This window comes from Methylocystis sp. (genome assembly GCF_050246715.1).
Taxonomy (GTDB): domain Bacteria; phylum Pseudomonadota; class Alphaproteobacteria; order Rhizobiales; family Beijerinckiaceae; genus Methylocystis.
The window spans coordinates 22,947-36,687 of sequence record NZ_JBFWVN010000016.1 but is presented as its reverse complement, the minus strand read 5'-3'; the positions used below and the strand labels follow the sequence as shown (position 1 = coordinate 36,687).

Genomic DNA, 13,741 nt, shown 5'->3' with positions numbered 1-13,741 from the left:
CGCCTTGGCAATGGCGCGCGCTGTCACGGGCGCGCGCCGCTCAACCAGCCACCGCGTCGCAGAGCAGCTTGATGTTGAGCGCGATGATCGCCGTCGCGATGACCGCCGCGACGGCGGTGGTCCGCCTCGGCGCGACGAGTTCGCCCATGACGCTGCGCTGCGCCGTGAAGGCGACGAGCGGCACCACGGCGAAGGGCAAAGTCACGCTCAGCGCCACCTGGCTCAAGACGAGCAGCTGCGCTGTCGCCGATTCGCCGGCGTAAAGCGTCACCCCGATCGCCGGCGCGATGGCGATGCTGCGGGTGATGAGGCGCCGCAACGCCGGCTTCATCCGCAGCCGCACGAACCCCTCCATCACGATCTGGCCGGTGAGGGTGGCCGTCACCGTGGAATTCAACCCGCAGGCGATCAGCGCTACGGCGAAAAGCGTCGCCGCGACCGGCTGTCCAAGCAGCGGCGCGATCAGCCTGTAGGCTTCGCCAAGCTCGGCGACTTCTGTGTGGCCGGTCGCGTGGAAAACGGCGGCCGCTAGAACCAGTATCGCGCCATTGATGAGCAAAGCGAGAAACAGCGCCAGCGTGCTGTCGATCACCGCGAAGCGGATCGCCTCGCGCTTCTTTTCGATGGGCTCGGCGACGGCGCGGGTCTGCACGACGAAGGAATGCAGAAAGAGATTGTGCGGCATCACCGTCGCGCCGAGAATGCCCAGTCCGATGTAGAGCATTTCGGGATCGGTGAAAAAACGGCGCGTGGGGATCAGACCCGCCGCGACCTGCGCCATGTCTGGGCGCGCCATGATGAGCTGGGCGGTAAACGACATTGTGATCAGCGCCAGCATCGCCACGACGAAAAGCTCGATTTTGCGAAAGCCGACGCGTTCCAGCGCAAGCACCAGAAAAGTGTCGAGCACGGTGACGAGAATGCCGACCGCGAGCGGCAGGCCGAACAGCAATTGCAGGCCGATCGCCGTGCCGATCACTTCCGCGAGGTCGGTGGCGAAAATGCCGACTTCAGCCAGGAGCCAAAGACTTACCGCCGCCGGGAAGGAATAATGCTTCCGACAGGCCTGCGCGAGGTCGAGCTCCGCGCCGACCCCGAGCCGCGCCGCAAGCGACTGCAGCACGATCGCCATCAGGCTGGAGAGCACCGCGACGAACAGCAGCGCCGTGCCGAATTTCGACCCGCCGGCGAGCGCCGTCGCCCAATTGCCTGGGTCCATGTAGCCGGTGGCGACGAGATAGCCCGGACCAAGAAAGACGAAGAGTCGCCGAAGAAATTTGCCGCCCTCGGGCACATGCACCGATCGGCGCATATCGCCTCGTTGCGGAATCGGCGCATGGGCGGTCGTCGCTGGCGTCACAATTTTCTCCACAGCCGCGCCGGCGATCGCCGGACGTGGGATTTCCTCCGCGAGGAGTTTTCGCCTTAAGGCTGTCCTTTGTCACCCATGTAAATCTTGGGCGCTATATTTCAGCGGTGGGCGAAGCACTTGGCGCACGCCGAACTTGTCTAGCGCGGCGAATCTTTTCAAGCCGGGTCGTCGCCGCGCAAAATCGATCATATGCTAACGCGATCAATCGATTCGCGCCGAAAACAGCGGGGTTTGTAAATGTTCCAACTCACGATCCCGATCAGCTCTGAAGGCGGACATCCGAGCTTTCACAACAACGTGCCCGACCCCGTGACATCGGGCGCCGAGTTGCCGACGTTCAAGTTCGAACTCGAAAAATCGCAAGGGCGCGTCGACGGCGCGAGCTATGGCAAGGAGGCGACCGTCGCCCAGCTGCCGATCTCCAAGGATATCGCCGGCGTGTCGATGCGCATGGAGCAGGGCGTCATGCGCGAACTGCATTGGCACGCGACGGCGGCGGAATGGGGATTCGTCACCGAGGGTCGAGTGCGCACCACCGTCATTGATCCGGCGGGCTGCTCCGAGACCAATGACTTCGAAGCGGGCGACCTTTGGTATTTCCCGCGCGGCCATGGCCATGTGATCGAGACGCTAGGCAAGGACCTCTGCCACTTCATTCTCGTCTTCGACAATGGCTATTTCTCCGAATTCGGCACCTTCAGCATCAGCGACTGGATCGGCCATGCGCCCAAGGAGCTGCTGGCGAAGAATTTCGGCGTGCCGGCGTCGACCTTCGACAGTTTCCCCAAGGAAGAGGTCTATTTCGCGAGGGGAAATATCCCGCCCGAAACCCCGGCGCCGCCGCTGCAGGGATGGAAGCCGCCGCCGCTCACCCACAAATACAGCCTGCTGTCGCAAAGGCCGTTTGAGACGTTCCCGGGCGGAATCGAATGGCGCGTCGATGGCGCGCAATTCCCGATTTCGACGACGATGACCGGCGTCGTTCTGGAAATGGAGCCGGGCGCGCTTCGCGAATTGCATTGGCATCCGAATGCTTCCGAATGGCAATATGTGCTGAGCGGCCAGCTTTGCGTCACGCTCTTTGGATCAAAGGGACGTTGGCGTCAGGAGACGTTCTCGAAAGGCGACGTCGGCTATATTCCGCAGGGCATGGGTCATTCGCTGGAAAATGTCGGGACCGACACGGTGCGCGTGCTCATCGTCTTCAACAATGCCCATTATCAGACGATCGATCTCTCGCAATGGATCGCCGGCAATCCGACCGACATTCTCGCGACGAATTTCGGCCAGGACCCGTCGGTGTTCGAGAAATTCCCGCGCCGGGACGTGTTCATGACGAAGTGAGTAATATGAAATCCGTTCGAATAGCTCGGCTGTCATTCCCGACGCGCGAAACGCGATCGGGAATTTAGAGCCACAGCCATGATCGTTGTTGTGACTCTGGATTCCCGGTCAGGCCTTCGGCCTGCCGGGAATGACGCTCTCCGAGCGAGCGAATGAGCCGGATGCCCAATAATGGGCGCGCGCCGGCAAGCTTCTTTATTTGCTGATCTTACGCAGTAGCGCCTCGAGCCCCTCGGGGAAGATCAGATCGTGGGAGACCGCGATCTCGTCAGCGTTCCACCAGCGCCAGCCGAGCACATGGATTTTTTCTTCCTCGGTCAGGTCGCGCGGCTTGGGCGCGAAGCGCGCGGTGCGGATGAGATAGTAGCGCTCGATCGCCTGATGCCAGTCGTCGCCGATCTCCATCGGAAATTCCCGCGTCGCGACGACCTCGCCTGGATCGATGACGGTCAGGCCCGTTTCTTCATAGACCTCCCGACGCAATGTCGATTCGAAGCTTTCGCCTTCCTTGACCGCGCCGCCCGGCGTCGCCCAGAAGTGATGATGCCCGAGCGCGAGAAAATGCGGCGTCAGTCCGCCGGCGTAGCGGATCAGCAGCACGTCATTTTCGTGATCGACGATCAGCGCGCGGGCGGCTTCGCGACGCGGCAACGCGCGGCCGTCCCACGGCGCGGCGATTTCGGCGCGACCCTCCGGCGACGCCCAATCGACGAGCGACCATTTTCCGTCCTCATAGGCGATCCAATTCGGCGTCGCGTTGAGCACCGGATGTTCGCGCTTCGCGTCGAGCGCCTTGCCGACGGCAAGGCGCCAGGCGATGTCGAGAACGCCGGCATGGGCGACGACGAGGACGGTCTGGCCGGCGCTTTCCTTGGCAATCTGGGTCAAAGCCTTGCGCACCCGCTCGGCGAAATGTTCGAGGCTCTCGCCTTGCGGCGCGGCGAAGTCCGGCTTGCGCGTGAGATAATTCATATAGATGTCGGCGTGCGCCGCCTGCACTTCGGCGTGCGTGTGTCCCTGCCAAACGCCGTCGTCTTTTTCGCGCAAGGCCGGAGTCTTGGCGACTTCGATGCCGCGCACGCCGGCGATCGGCTTCGCCGTGGCGAGCGCGCGACGCAAATCGCTCGAATAGACCCGGTCGAAATGCACGCCGCCAAGTTCCTTCGCCAAGGCCGCCGCCTGCGCGCGTCCGCGGGCGTTCAGCGCGATGTCGAATTGGCCCTGAAAGCGCCTTTCGATATTCCAGTTGGTCTCGCCGTGGCGCGCGAGACACAGAAGCGTGCGGGGCATGTCGTTTCGGATTTAAGGCGTGGAAGCCGCCATGCAAACCCGCCCGGCGTCCAGGCGTGCGGCGTCGGGCGTTCTATAGCTTTGGCGTGCAAAAGTCAGTCCGATTTCACGGAACGGCGGCGAATGACCGCAGGCGCCCAAAAGCGCGCTGCATATTTGAGATACGTCAACCGATCCGCCTTTGGGCGATTCTGCCTAAACGCAGCGCGATTTAATGTCTCAGGCCGGTGGTGAATTCGCCGCTCCGCAGCCGCGCCGGCAGGGTTTCGGCGAAGGCGGCGATTGCCTCCTCGCCATAGGTCGCGACCAATTCGCGCAATGCCGCGGACAAAGCGGCGTGCGCGAAGGAATCGCTTTCGATCCCCGCGAGGATCGCCTCTGCGAAAGCCTCGGTGACATAGGCGAGAGCGGCTCGCTGCTGCTCACCGCCCAAGTCGTTCAACGAGGCGATGTTCAATGGGTTCATGGCGTCACTTTAAAGAAGCCGCTCGCGCCGCGCGAGGCGACGCTCGCCGGAAGGTTAATTTCGCTAATGAACCCTCAGGGATTTCCATAACGATAGGTAATGTCGCGGGTCAGCTGCGAAGCTTCCGCCAGATAGCGGGAAATCGCGGTTTTCGCGTTGGGCGTGCAGGCGCGATAGGTCAGTTCGTAGCCGCGAAATCCGCGGTTGAAGGAGGCCATCAACTTCTGGCGGCGCGATCCGCTCGGCGCGTCGGCGTCGAGCAGCGCAGCCATTTTTACGCGCCATTCGTCGCCGTCGCCGGCGCCGCAGAGGTCCCGCAAAAAAGACAGCGCGCCGAGGACTTCGGAGAGCCTTGTGATCTGCGGCTCATAGGGCGGCGGCGGGCGCTCGGGCCCGCTCGGCGCCGACCCTTGCGTCGCGGTCGCTCCCGACGCGCCTGGAGCTTGCGGCTTCGCCTGCCCCTGCCCTGCGGCGTCCCGCTTGCGCGGCGGCGGACGCTCGGTCCGCCGCGGTTCCGGCGCCCGATGGTGGCGCGGACTGTCGAAGCCGCCGAACAGAAAATCGAAGGGGTCTTGAGCGACCGCCTCGCTCGCCAGGAGCGTCGAGGCGACCGCTGCGGCGAGCGTCGCCGCCGTGCGCTTTGAATGCGCCGTCATGGGTAGAGCCGCTCCTTTCGCCAAGATTCGTCGGGCACCGGCCGGTAAAAGCGGACGCGGTCGTGAAGCCTGAACGGCCGATCGGACCAGAATTCCATCGCGATCGGCGCAATTCGGAAACCCCGCCAATAGGGCGGCCGGGGAATCGCGCCGAACGCATATTTGGCGGCGAAGGCGGCCACCGATTTTTCGAGCGCGAAGCGGCTCTCCAGCGGCCGTGACTGCTGGCTCGCCCAAGCGCCGATGCGGGAGTCGCGGGGCCGGCTGGCGAAATAGTCGTCCGCCTCGGCGTCGCTGACAGGGACGACGGGTCCGCGCAGCCGCACCTGACGGCGAAGCGACTTCCAGTGAAAAAGCCCCGCCGCCTGCCTATTTTCCTCGAGCTGGCGCCCCTTGGCGCTCTCGGCGTTGGTGTAGAATACGAAGCCGTCGGGCGTCCATTCCTTCAGCAGCACCATGCGCGCGTCGGGCAGGCCGCCGGCGTCCGCCGTCGCCAGGACCATCGCCTCGGGATCGTTCGGCTCCTTGCTTTTCGCTTCCTCGAACCATTGCGCGAACAATGCGAAAGGCTCGGCGGCGTCGACAAAGTCACCGGGCGTTAACGCGTTCAAGCGAGAATCCTTTCTCAAGCCGAGCCAATGTTCGGCGCTTCGAAGGTGGCCTTTTGCAAATCCTGCGCGTCAGACATACCGCCGCTTGCGCCATTGCTCAAATGTCGCGCGGCGCATGGCTTATCGCCCTGTCGGCGACAGCCGGCGGGCTCGCCGGCTGTTCGATCGCCGTGCCGATGGTCTCGAAGCCTTCCATGTGGAATTCGGATCGCGTCGCATCCGACGTCACCAGCACTATACCGAAGTCCGCGCCGAAATTGTCGCACGCGCTGGAGGGGGAAGATCTTCGCCGCGCCACCGCCGCCATGAGCACCGCGCTCGATCCGCAGGGAAGCGGGGCGAGTGTCAATTGGGACAATCCGCAGACCGGCGCCAAGGGCTCCTTCACGCCGATTGGCCAGCCCTATCCGCTGGAAGGCAGGATCTGCCGCGCCTTCCAGGCCGACATTGCGGTGAAGGAAACGCAGGAAAGCCTGCAGGGCGCCGCCTGTCGCGAAAAAACTGACGAATGGGCGCTCACCGAGGTGAAGCCATTCAGGAAAGGGTGACATGTCTGCGCCCTTCGGCAGAAGGCTGATTGTCACGACCATCGCCGCGATCCTTGCGATTCCGGCGTTTTTTCTCTTTGCGCGCGCCGTCGCCGCGTGGAAGCAGGGCTACGGCTGGGCGGAAATGGATTGGGACGACAAGGGTTATACGTCGATCGCGGATTTCCTGCGCGCCGCCGACGTCGGCAAGCGGCCGATCGACGTCAACGGCCAGTCCTGCGTCGAATATTTCCTCTACCGGGAAGGCATGACGGTGAAAATCGTCTGCCCGCGAGGGCGAAGCTAAAGCAAAACGCCTGGGTTGAGGATGCGGTTCGGATCGAGCGCCGATTTGATCGCGCGCATGGCGTCGAGCGCGGCGGGGTCCTTGGTTTCGCGCAATAGATCGCGCTTCAGCCGTCCGATGCCATGTTCGGCGGAGATCGAGCCGCCAAGTTCGCGCACCACGCCATGCACGATGGCGTTGACCTCTGTCCATTGCGCAATGAATTCCGCCTTGTCGGCGCCGACGGGTTGCGAAATGTTATAGTGGATGTTGCCGTCGCCCATATGGCCGAAGGGAACCGGCCGCGCCTCAGGGAAAGCCTCGCGCAGCCGTCGCCCAGCTTCTTCAATGAAATGCGGAATTTCGTTCACCGGCACGGCGACATCATGCTTGATCGAGCCGCCCTCCCGCTTTTGCGCTTCCGACATGCTTTCGCGCAGCTTCCACAGCGCGCCCGCCTGATCGAGCGATTGGGCGAGCGTCGCATCCTGCGCCAGTCCAGCGTCGAGCGCGGCGGCGAGAATTTGCGCGGCGACGCGCTCGGCTTCGCCCTCCGAGAAGGCCGCAAGCTCGACAAGCGCATACCAGTCATGCGGCTGCGCCAGAGGATCGCGCGTTCCGGGAATATGGCGCAGGACCAGCGCCATTCCCGGTCGCGACATGATCTCGAAGGCGTGGAGCATCGGTCCTGCGCGGCCCTTGACGAAGTTCAAGAGTTGCAACGCCTGGGCGGGATCGTGCAGTCCAAGAAACGCGACGGCGCGCGCGCGCGGACGAGGAAAGAGCTTGAGCGTCGCGGCGGTGACGACGCCGAGCGTGCCTTCCGAGCCGATGAAGAGCCGCGTCAGATCGTAACCAGTATTGTCCTTGCGCAGCGCGCCGAGGGTCGAGAGCAGCCTTCCGTCGGCGAGCGCGACCTCGACCCCTAGCGCGAGGTCGCGCATCGACCCATAAGCGATGACATGAACGCCGCCGGCGTTGGTCGAAAGATTGCCGCCGATGGTGCAGCTGCCTTCCGACGCCAGCGACAGCGGGAAATAGCGGTCGGCGCCCTGCGCAGCGTCTTGCGCCTGCGCCAGCGTCACGCCGGCCTCGACGGTCATCGCGTCGGCGATGGGGTCGACGGCGCGGATCCGGTTGAGCCTTTCGAGCGAAAGCACGACCGAAGCGCCGCTTGCGTCGGGGGTCTGGCCGCCGACAAGCCCGGTATTGCCGCCTTGGGGGGTGACGGGCGTGCCGGCTTCATTGCATAGCGCAAGAATATCGCCGACTTCGCGCGCGGTTCGCGGCTTGAGCACGCAGAGCGCGCGGCCATGATAAAGGTCACGGGGCTCGGCCAGATAGGGCGACATCGCCGCCGGATCGGTTACGACGGCCGTCTCGCCGACAATGGCCGCGAGACGAGAGATCAGAAAAGGCGCTTCAGACCGATTGGCTGTCACAGTCAGTAGGATGCGCCCTTTTTGTCGCGCTGTCCTTAGCGATAAGGACGGCGGCTATTATCTTTGCAGCGCGCGTAAACATAGGCGCGCATGGCGACAGGCGCGCTCGCGAGGACGACACTGCACAATGTTGCGGCGATAAGCGCATTCATCATGACGTTCTCCTTCCAGATCACGGAAATCATTCAACTTCCGGCTACGCTGGACTACCTCGCAAATCCTATGCCCGATTCGGTGGACCGGCAATACCGCAGAGCAAGACTGCTGCGTCCGAATGTCGCTTCTTGACCCTCCTGTGACATTCTCGGCACAGCAGCGTGACGGCGGCGCCGACAAATTCATCCCAATAGCCGCCGTTTTGGCGATTTGCGCCTGCTCTCCTTCTCGAAAACCGCGACGATCTCGACATGCGCCGCATAGCGGAACTGGTCGAGAGGCGCGATTTCACGAATGACGAACCCGCCTTTGAGCAAAATTGCGGCGTCGCGGGCGAAACTTTGTGCATGGCAGGAGACAGCGACGACGATCGGGATTCCCGATCGCGCGATTTCGGCCGCTTGAGCGGCGGCGCCGGCGCGCGGCGGATCGAAGACGATGGCGTCGAAACCATTGAGTTCGCTGGCGCTTAACGGGCGGGTAAAGAGATCGCGCTCGATTCCCTCAAGCGTGCGCAGGCCCTGCGCCGCCTGGGCGGCGGCGCGCATGGCGGCGATCGCGGCCCCGTCCGAATCATAGGCTTTGACCTTGGCCCGCCGTGCGAGGCGAAGCGCGAAGGCGCCGACGCCGCTGAAAAGATCGGCGACGAATCGCGCCTTAGCGGTCGCCTTTAGGACTCGCGCCGCGATTTCATCCTCGCCGCGCTGCGTCGCCTGCAGGAAGGCGCCGGCGGGAAGCGTCAGCGTCGCCTCGCCAATGTTGATTTGCGGCGCGCGACGCAGCGCGACGAGCCTGCCGTGATTTGTCAGCCGCGCGAGATCATGCGCGTCGGCCGCGGTTATCAAGGCGCTCGTTTCCTCATCGATGAGCGGACGGGCGCCGCGCAGCTCGATGTCGAGACCGCCAAGCGTCGCCGTGACGGCGATGTCGAGCGGCTTGCCGCGCGGCGCAAGAACTGCGGCGATGGCGCGCGCTGCGGTCAACGCGCCGTCGAGCTCGGGCGCGAGCAAGGGGCAGGAGTCGATTTCGACGATCCGATGCGAGCGCGCCGCCATGAAACCGACGCTCGCCTGTCCGGAGTCGAATCGCGCGTGAAAGGTCACGCGGCGCCGGCCGGCGCCATGCGCGTCGACGAGCGGCGCCACGTCGCATGTAAGTCCCGCGTTCGACAGGGCGCTTTGGACAAGGCTTCGCTTCCACTCGGCATAAGCGTCGGCGCGAAGCGTCTGCACGGCGCAGCCGCCGCAATCCATAAAGTGGGGACAGACCGGCGCGATCCGCTGCGGCGAAGCTTCGACGATGTCGACGAGTTGGGCGTGGTCGCTGTCGACCTGCGCGGTCACGATTTCGCCGGGCAGCGCATAGGGAATGAAGACGCGCTTCTCATGCAGCAGCGCGACGCCCTCGCCGCGAGAGCCGAGACGCTCAATGACGAGACGCTCGGCGCTCATGATCGCGCGGCATGAACAAGAAACTCACGATTGCCGTCGCCGCCTTCGATCGGCGAGGGAATGACGCCGCGAACCTGCCAGCCGAGCGCTTCGATTTCTTTCTCGATGCTTGCGCAGACCTGCGCGTGAATTTTTTCGTCGCGCACCACGCCCTTCTTCACCGCAGCGTGGCCCGCCTCGAACTGTGGCTTGATCAGCGCGACAAGATCGGCGCGCGGCGCAGCGAGCGAAAGAACCAGCGGCAATAGCGCCGTGAGCGAAATGAAGCTCGCGTCGATCACGATCAAACTCGGCGCGTCGGTAAGTTGCTCGATCGTCAGCGTGCGCGCGTCCTGGCCTTCGAGTGAGGTCACGCGCGAATCGGCTCGCAGTCTTTCGTGCAATTGTCCGTGACCCACATCGACGGCGACGACATGGCGCGCGCCCTGCGTCAGCAGAACATCGGTGAAGCCGCCGGTCGAAGCGCCGACGTCAAGACAGAATCGTCCCTTCGGATCGACGCCGAAATGTGTGAGCGCATGCGCGAGCTTCACGCCGCCGCGCGAGACCCATGGATAGGGCGGGCGGGCAACGATATTGGCGTCTGAGGCGATCGGCTCGGATGGCTTCTTCACGATGCGGCCGTCGACGCTGACGAGGCCGGCTTCGATCGCCTCGCGCGCCTTGGCGCGGCTCTCGAAAAGCCCGCGCGCGTGGAGCGCCGTATCGGCGCGGCTCGCGCCCATCGTCATTCTCCCGTCTGCAACAGCGTGCCGGCGCGCCGCGCGCTTTGCAGCAGCCGGCCAAACCCGGCCGACGCCGCCGCGAACAGAACCACGTCGATCGTCAAGCCCTGCGCCAGCAAGTCCCAATGGATCACATGATCGATCAATATGCCGCGAAGACCTTCGAACACATAGGTCGGCGGCAGCATCCAAGAGAACGGCTGCAACCATGTCGGCAGCGTGGTCACCGGATAATAGACGGCGGCGAGCGGCTGCACGAGGAACATCAGCGACCAGACGAGACTTTCGGCGCCCAGTCCAAAGCGCAGCAGAATGCCGGAGACGAAGAGCCCGATGCTCCAGGCGAAGAACATCAGCACGATGAAGAAGGCCGCGAAAGCGATCCCGAGCGTCCAGAGATTGAAGCCGAAGAACAGGATCGCAAAGATCGTGACGGGAAGCACGCCGACGGTCAGTCGAATGAGGCTCATCGCGACGAGCGCGCTGACAAATTCCGCCGGCCGCAGCGGGCTCATCAAAATATTGGGCAGATTGCGCGACCACATTTCCTCGATGAAGGAAAAGCAGAAGCCCTGCTGCCCGCGCAGCAGAATGTCCCACAAAAGAATCGCGCCGATGAGCGTGCCGGCGGCCTGCGCCGCGCCGCCCGGCGCCGCGAGCGCGCCGGCGCGCATCAGATAGGTCTGCAAAAATCCCCAAGTGAGGAGCTGAACGGTCGGCCAATAGACCAAATCGAGCACGCGCGTGCGCGAGGCGCGCAGAAGATAGGCGTAACGCAGCACCATCGCGCCGACGCGTTTGAAGGAGAAATTCATGCCGCGTCTCCCTCGACGCGGCCGCGGGCGACGTCGAGAAAAACTTCTTCGAGCGTGTCGCGGCCATAGCGCGCCAGGAGATTTGCCGGCGAATCGTCGTCGACCAGCGTTCCGTCCTTGAGCATCAGCACGCGATCGCAGAGACGCTCGACCTCGTTCATATTGTGCGAGGCGAGCAGGATCGCGCAATTATGAGACTTCCGATGCGCCTCCAATCGCGCCCGCACCCAATCTGCCGTGTCCGGGTCAAGCGAGGCGGTCGGCTCGTCGAGCAACAAAAGCTGGGGGTCGTTGATCAGCGACTTGGCGATGGCGACGCGCGTCTTCTGGCCGGCGGACAAGCGTCCGGTCTGCCGGTCGAGAAAATCGCCGAGCGCGAGATCCTCGGCGAGCCGCTCGATCTTCGCATCGAGATCCTCGATGTCATAGAGCATGCCGAAGACGCGCAGATTTTGCCGCACGGTGAGGCGATGCGGCAAGTCGACATAGGGGCTTTCGAAATTCATGCGGCCGAGCGCGCCATAGCGATCGCGCGACATGTCGCAGCCAAAGACATGGATCGAGCCTTCGGTCGGCTCGATCAGTCCCATCACCATGCCGATGGTGGTGGTCTTGCCTGCGCCATTGCCGCCGAGCAAACCGGTGACCGAGCCCGCCTCAAGCGAGAAATCGAGCGGCCCCACGACTCTGCGATTGTCGTAATTTTTCGAAAGGCCGGCGACGGCAAGCGTCGGCGCGGCGGGAGTGGCTGACATGCGCGCACATTATCGTCGCGCTCCGGCGACGCAAGCGCATCTCATATATTAATATTTCAATGATGCCTTTTTGAACAAAGGCCCTTCTCTACTTCTGACACGCCGGACAATGGAATGTCGAGCGCCCGGACTGGACGACGCGCGTAATCGTTCCCTTGCAACCCGGCGTCGGGCAGGCCGCGCCTTCGCGGTCATAGACGCGAAAACTGTGCTGGAAATAGCCGAGCGAGCCATCGGTCTGGCGATGGTCGCGCAAGGACGAGCCGCCCGCCTTGAGCGCGTCGTTTAAGACATCCTTGATCGCCTGCGGCAGCCGCGCCAGCGCCGCCTTAGGCCTGCCGCCCGGTGTGACGAGGGAGCCGGCGGCGCGCAGCGGCGAGATGCGCGCGCGATACGCCGCTTCGCAGACATAGATATTGCCGAGCCCGGCGATCAGACGCTGGTCGAGGAGAAGCGCCTTGACCGGCGCCGCGCGTCCGCGAAAGGCGCCGGCAAGGAAGGCGGCGTCGAGCGCGTCGCTCAAAGGCTCGACGCCGAGACCGGAAAGGCGCTGGTCAGCGCCGATCTCATCTGTCGCGACGAGCAGCATGCAGCCAAAACGGCGCGGATCGTTGTAGATGACGCGCTTTCCATGATCGAGATGGAAAACGACATGGTCATGCGCAGCAATCTTGCCGCTGGAGGGGCGCCGGTCGCCCGGCGTTTCGTCATCGATGCGAAAGGACCCGCTCATGCCAAAATGCATGATCAGCGAATTCGCATCGTCGAGATCGGCGATGAGATATTTGGCGCGGCGGCGAAGGTCGAGCACCCGCCGGCCCTGAAGTCGCGCGGCGAAGCGCTCGGGAAAGGGAAGGCGCAGATCATGGCGGCGCAGCTCGACGTGCGCGATCGTCGCGCCGACGAGCGCCGGGGCTAGTCCCCGCCGCACGGTTTCGACCTCGGGCAGTTCGGGCATAATTCGGGTTCATCCCGTTACGAAGTGCCGGCGCGCCGGGGCGGCGCGGGCGTAGCCACCGGGCCGGCGACAGGCTATACCGTCCCCTTCCTTCCTCGTCACCCGAGCGCCTGATGATTGATCGAAGTTCCGAGCGAGAGGGCTCGACCCATTTCGGCTATTCCGAAGTCCCCTTGAGCGAGAAACAGGGCCTCGTCGACGACGTCTTTCACAAGGTCGCGCGGCGCTACGACATCATGAACGATCTGATGTCGGGGGGCATGCACCGGCTGTGGAAGGACACGCTCGCCGCCAAGGTCAATGCGCGCGGGCGCCGGGACTTTCGTCACCTGGACGTCGCCGGCGGCACCGGCGACATTGCCTTTCGCATCGCCGCCGCGGCCGCGCATGACGCCGAAATTGTCGTGCTCGACATCAATGGCGAAATGCTCGAAGTCGGCAAGGACCGAGCGAAGGAGCGCGGCCTTTCCGGCGTCGAATTCGTGCAGGCGAACGCCGAATCGCTGCCCTTTCCCGATGCGCATTTCGACAGCTACACGATCGCCTTCGGCATCCGCAACGTGCCGCGCATCGAGGTTGCGCTCAGCGAAGCCCATCGCGTTCTGAAACCCGGCGGCCGTTTCCTCTGCCTTGAGTTTTCGCATGTCGCCGTTCCGGGACTCGACAAGCTTTATGAAGCCTATTCGTTCAATGTCATTCCGACGATCGGCAAATTCGTCGCCGGAGACTCCGAGCCCTACCGCTATCTCGTCGAATCGATCCGCAAATTTCCGAGCGCGGAGGAATTCGAACGGATGATCCGCAAGGCGGGCTTTCGCCGCACCGGCTATGAGCGGCTGACCGGCGGCGTGGTGGCGATCCACTCCGGCTGGAAGAGCTGATCCTTA

The 13,741-nt window shown here is 63.8% G+C and carries 15 protein-coding genes; 4 read left to right on the top strand and 11 right to left on the bottom strand.

All coding sequences use genetic code 11. The annotated features are described in order from the left end of the window. Positions 1-40 precede the first annotated feature (40 nt). Complete coding sequence (locus AB7I51_RS07655) at positions 41-1,312, bottom strand: Nramp family divalent metal transporter (protein WP_428403749.1); 1,272 nt, start codon at positions 1,310-1,312, stop codon at positions 41-43. 297 nt (positions 1,313-1,609) lie between these two features. Here AB7I51_RS07655 and AB7I51_RS07650 point away from each other — a divergent pair, with 297 nt between their 5' ends. After that, the gene (locus AB7I51_RS07650; RefSeq protein ID WP_428403709.1) at positions 1,610-2,716 is read left to right on the top strand and encodes a cupin domain-containing protein; all 1,107 of its coding nucleotides are present in this window, start codon (positions 1,610-1,612) and stop codon (positions 2,714-2,716) included. A 195-nt stretch (positions 2,717-2,911) separates the two neighbouring features. Here AB7I51_RS07650 and AB7I51_RS07645 read toward each other — a convergent pair whose 3' ends face one another. The 4 genes from AB7I51_RS07645 to pdxH all read right to left on the bottom strand — a co-directional run bounded on the left by AB7I51_RS07645 (position 2,912) and on the right by pdxH (position 5,739). Next, on the bottom strand, positions 2,912-4,006 hold the full coding sequence (locus AB7I51_RS07645) for a histidine phosphatase family protein (RefSeq protein WP_428403710.1): 1,095 nt from the start codon (positions 4,004-4,006) through the stop codon (positions 2,912-2,914). Between the two features lie 211 nt (positions 4,007-4,217). Beyond that, positions 4,218-4,472, bottom strand: a complete 255-nt coding sequence (locus AB7I51_RS07640; RefSeq protein WP_428403711.1) for a hypothetical protein — start codon at positions 4,470-4,472, stop codon at positions 4,218-4,220. A 74-nt stretch (positions 4,473-4,546) separates the two neighbouring features. After that, on the bottom strand, positions 4,547-5,128 hold the full coding sequence (locus AB7I51_RS07635) for a TIGR02301 family protein (protein ID WP_428403712.1): 582 nt from the start codon (positions 5,126-5,128) through the stop codon (positions 4,547-4,549). Next, a complete protein-coding gene (pdxH, locus tag AB7I51_RS07630; protein WP_428403713.1) occupies positions 5,125-5,739 on the bottom strand; it encodes a pyridoxamine 5'-phosphate oxidase in 615 nt (204 codons plus the stop codon). The genes AB7I51_RS07635 and pdxH overlap by 4 nt, the downstream gene beginning before the upstream one ends. Before the next feature lie 101 nt (positions 5,740-5,840). On the opposite strand from pdxH, the gene AB7I51_RS07625 reads away from it, so the two are divergent. Both AB7I51_RS07625 and AB7I51_RS07620 read left to right on the top strand, forming a co-directional pair. Then, on the top strand, positions 5,841-6,287 hold the full coding sequence (locus AB7I51_RS07625) for an RT0821/Lpp0805 family surface protein (protein WP_428403714.1): 447 nt from the start codon (positions 5,841-5,843) through the stop codon (positions 6,285-6,287). Between the two features lies 1 nt (position 6,288). After that, the gene (locus tag AB7I51_RS07620) at positions 6,289-6,573 is read left to right on the top strand and encodes a hypothetical protein (RefSeq protein ID WP_428403715.1); all 285 of its coding nucleotides are present in this window, start codon (positions 6,289-6,291) and stop codon (positions 6,571-6,573) included. On the opposite strand, the gene AB7I51_RS07615 is transcribed toward AB7I51_RS07620, so the two are convergent. The 6 genes from AB7I51_RS07615 to mutM all read right to left on the bottom strand — a co-directional run bounded on the left by AB7I51_RS07615 (position 6,570) and on the right by mutM (position 12,854). Then, positions 6,570-7,994, bottom strand: coding sequence for an FAD-binding oxidoreductase (locus AB7I51_RS07615; RefSeq protein ID WP_428403716.1), 1,425 nt, complete (start codon positions 7,992-7,994; stop codon positions 6,570-6,572). The two genes, AB7I51_RS07620 and AB7I51_RS07615, sit on opposite strands and share 4 nt — an antisense overlap. Before the next feature lie 338 nt (positions 7,995-8,332). Continuing rightward, positions 8,333-9,601 carry a class I SAM-dependent RNA methyltransferase gene (locus AB7I51_RS07610; RefSeq protein ID WP_428403717.1) on the bottom strand — a complete coding sequence of 423 codons (1,269 nt, stop codon included), beginning with the start codon at positions 9,599-9,601 and terminating at the stop codon, positions 8,333-8,335. Continuing rightward, positions 9,598-10,326, bottom strand: a complete 729-nt coding sequence (locus AB7I51_RS07605; protein WP_428403718.1) for a TlyA family RNA methyltransferase — start codon at positions 10,324-10,326, stop codon at positions 9,598-9,600. Before AB7I51_RS07605 ends, AB7I51_RS07610 begins: the two co-directional genes overlap by 4 nt. Before the next feature lie 2 nt (positions 10,327-10,328). After that, positions 10,329-11,141 carry an ABC transporter permease gene (locus AB7I51_RS07600; RefSeq protein ID WP_428403719.1) on the bottom strand — a complete coding sequence of 271 codons (813 nt, stop codon included), beginning with the start codon at positions 11,139-11,141 and terminating at the stop codon, positions 10,329-10,331. Then, positions 11,138-11,896 (bottom strand): ABC transporter ATP-binding protein, encoded by a 759-nt coding sequence (locus AB7I51_RS07595; RefSeq protein WP_428403720.1) that lies wholly within the window; start codon positions 11,894-11,896, stop codon positions 11,138-11,140. The genes AB7I51_RS07600 and AB7I51_RS07595 overlap by 4 nt, the downstream gene beginning before the upstream one ends. Positions 11,897-11,984: 88 nt before the next feature. Next, positions 11,985-12,854: a bifunctional DNA-formamidopyrimidine glycosylase/DNA-(apurinic or apyrimidinic site) lyase gene (gene mutM / locus AB7I51_RS07590; protein ID WP_428403721.1), complete on the bottom strand. Its 870-nt coding sequence runs from the start codon at positions 12,852-12,854 to the stop codon at positions 11,985-11,987. A gap of 113 nt (positions 12,855-12,967) precedes the next feature. On the opposite strand from mutM, the gene ubiE reads away from it, so the two are divergent. Continuing rightward, entirely contained in the window at positions 12,968-13,735 is a 768-nt protein-coding gene (ubiE, locus tag AB7I51_RS07585) for a bifunctional demethylmenaquinone methyltransferase/2-methoxy-6-polyprenyl-1,4-benzoquinol methylase UbiE (protein ID WP_428403722.1), read from the top strand. Positions 13,736-13,741: the final 6 nt, after the last annotated feature.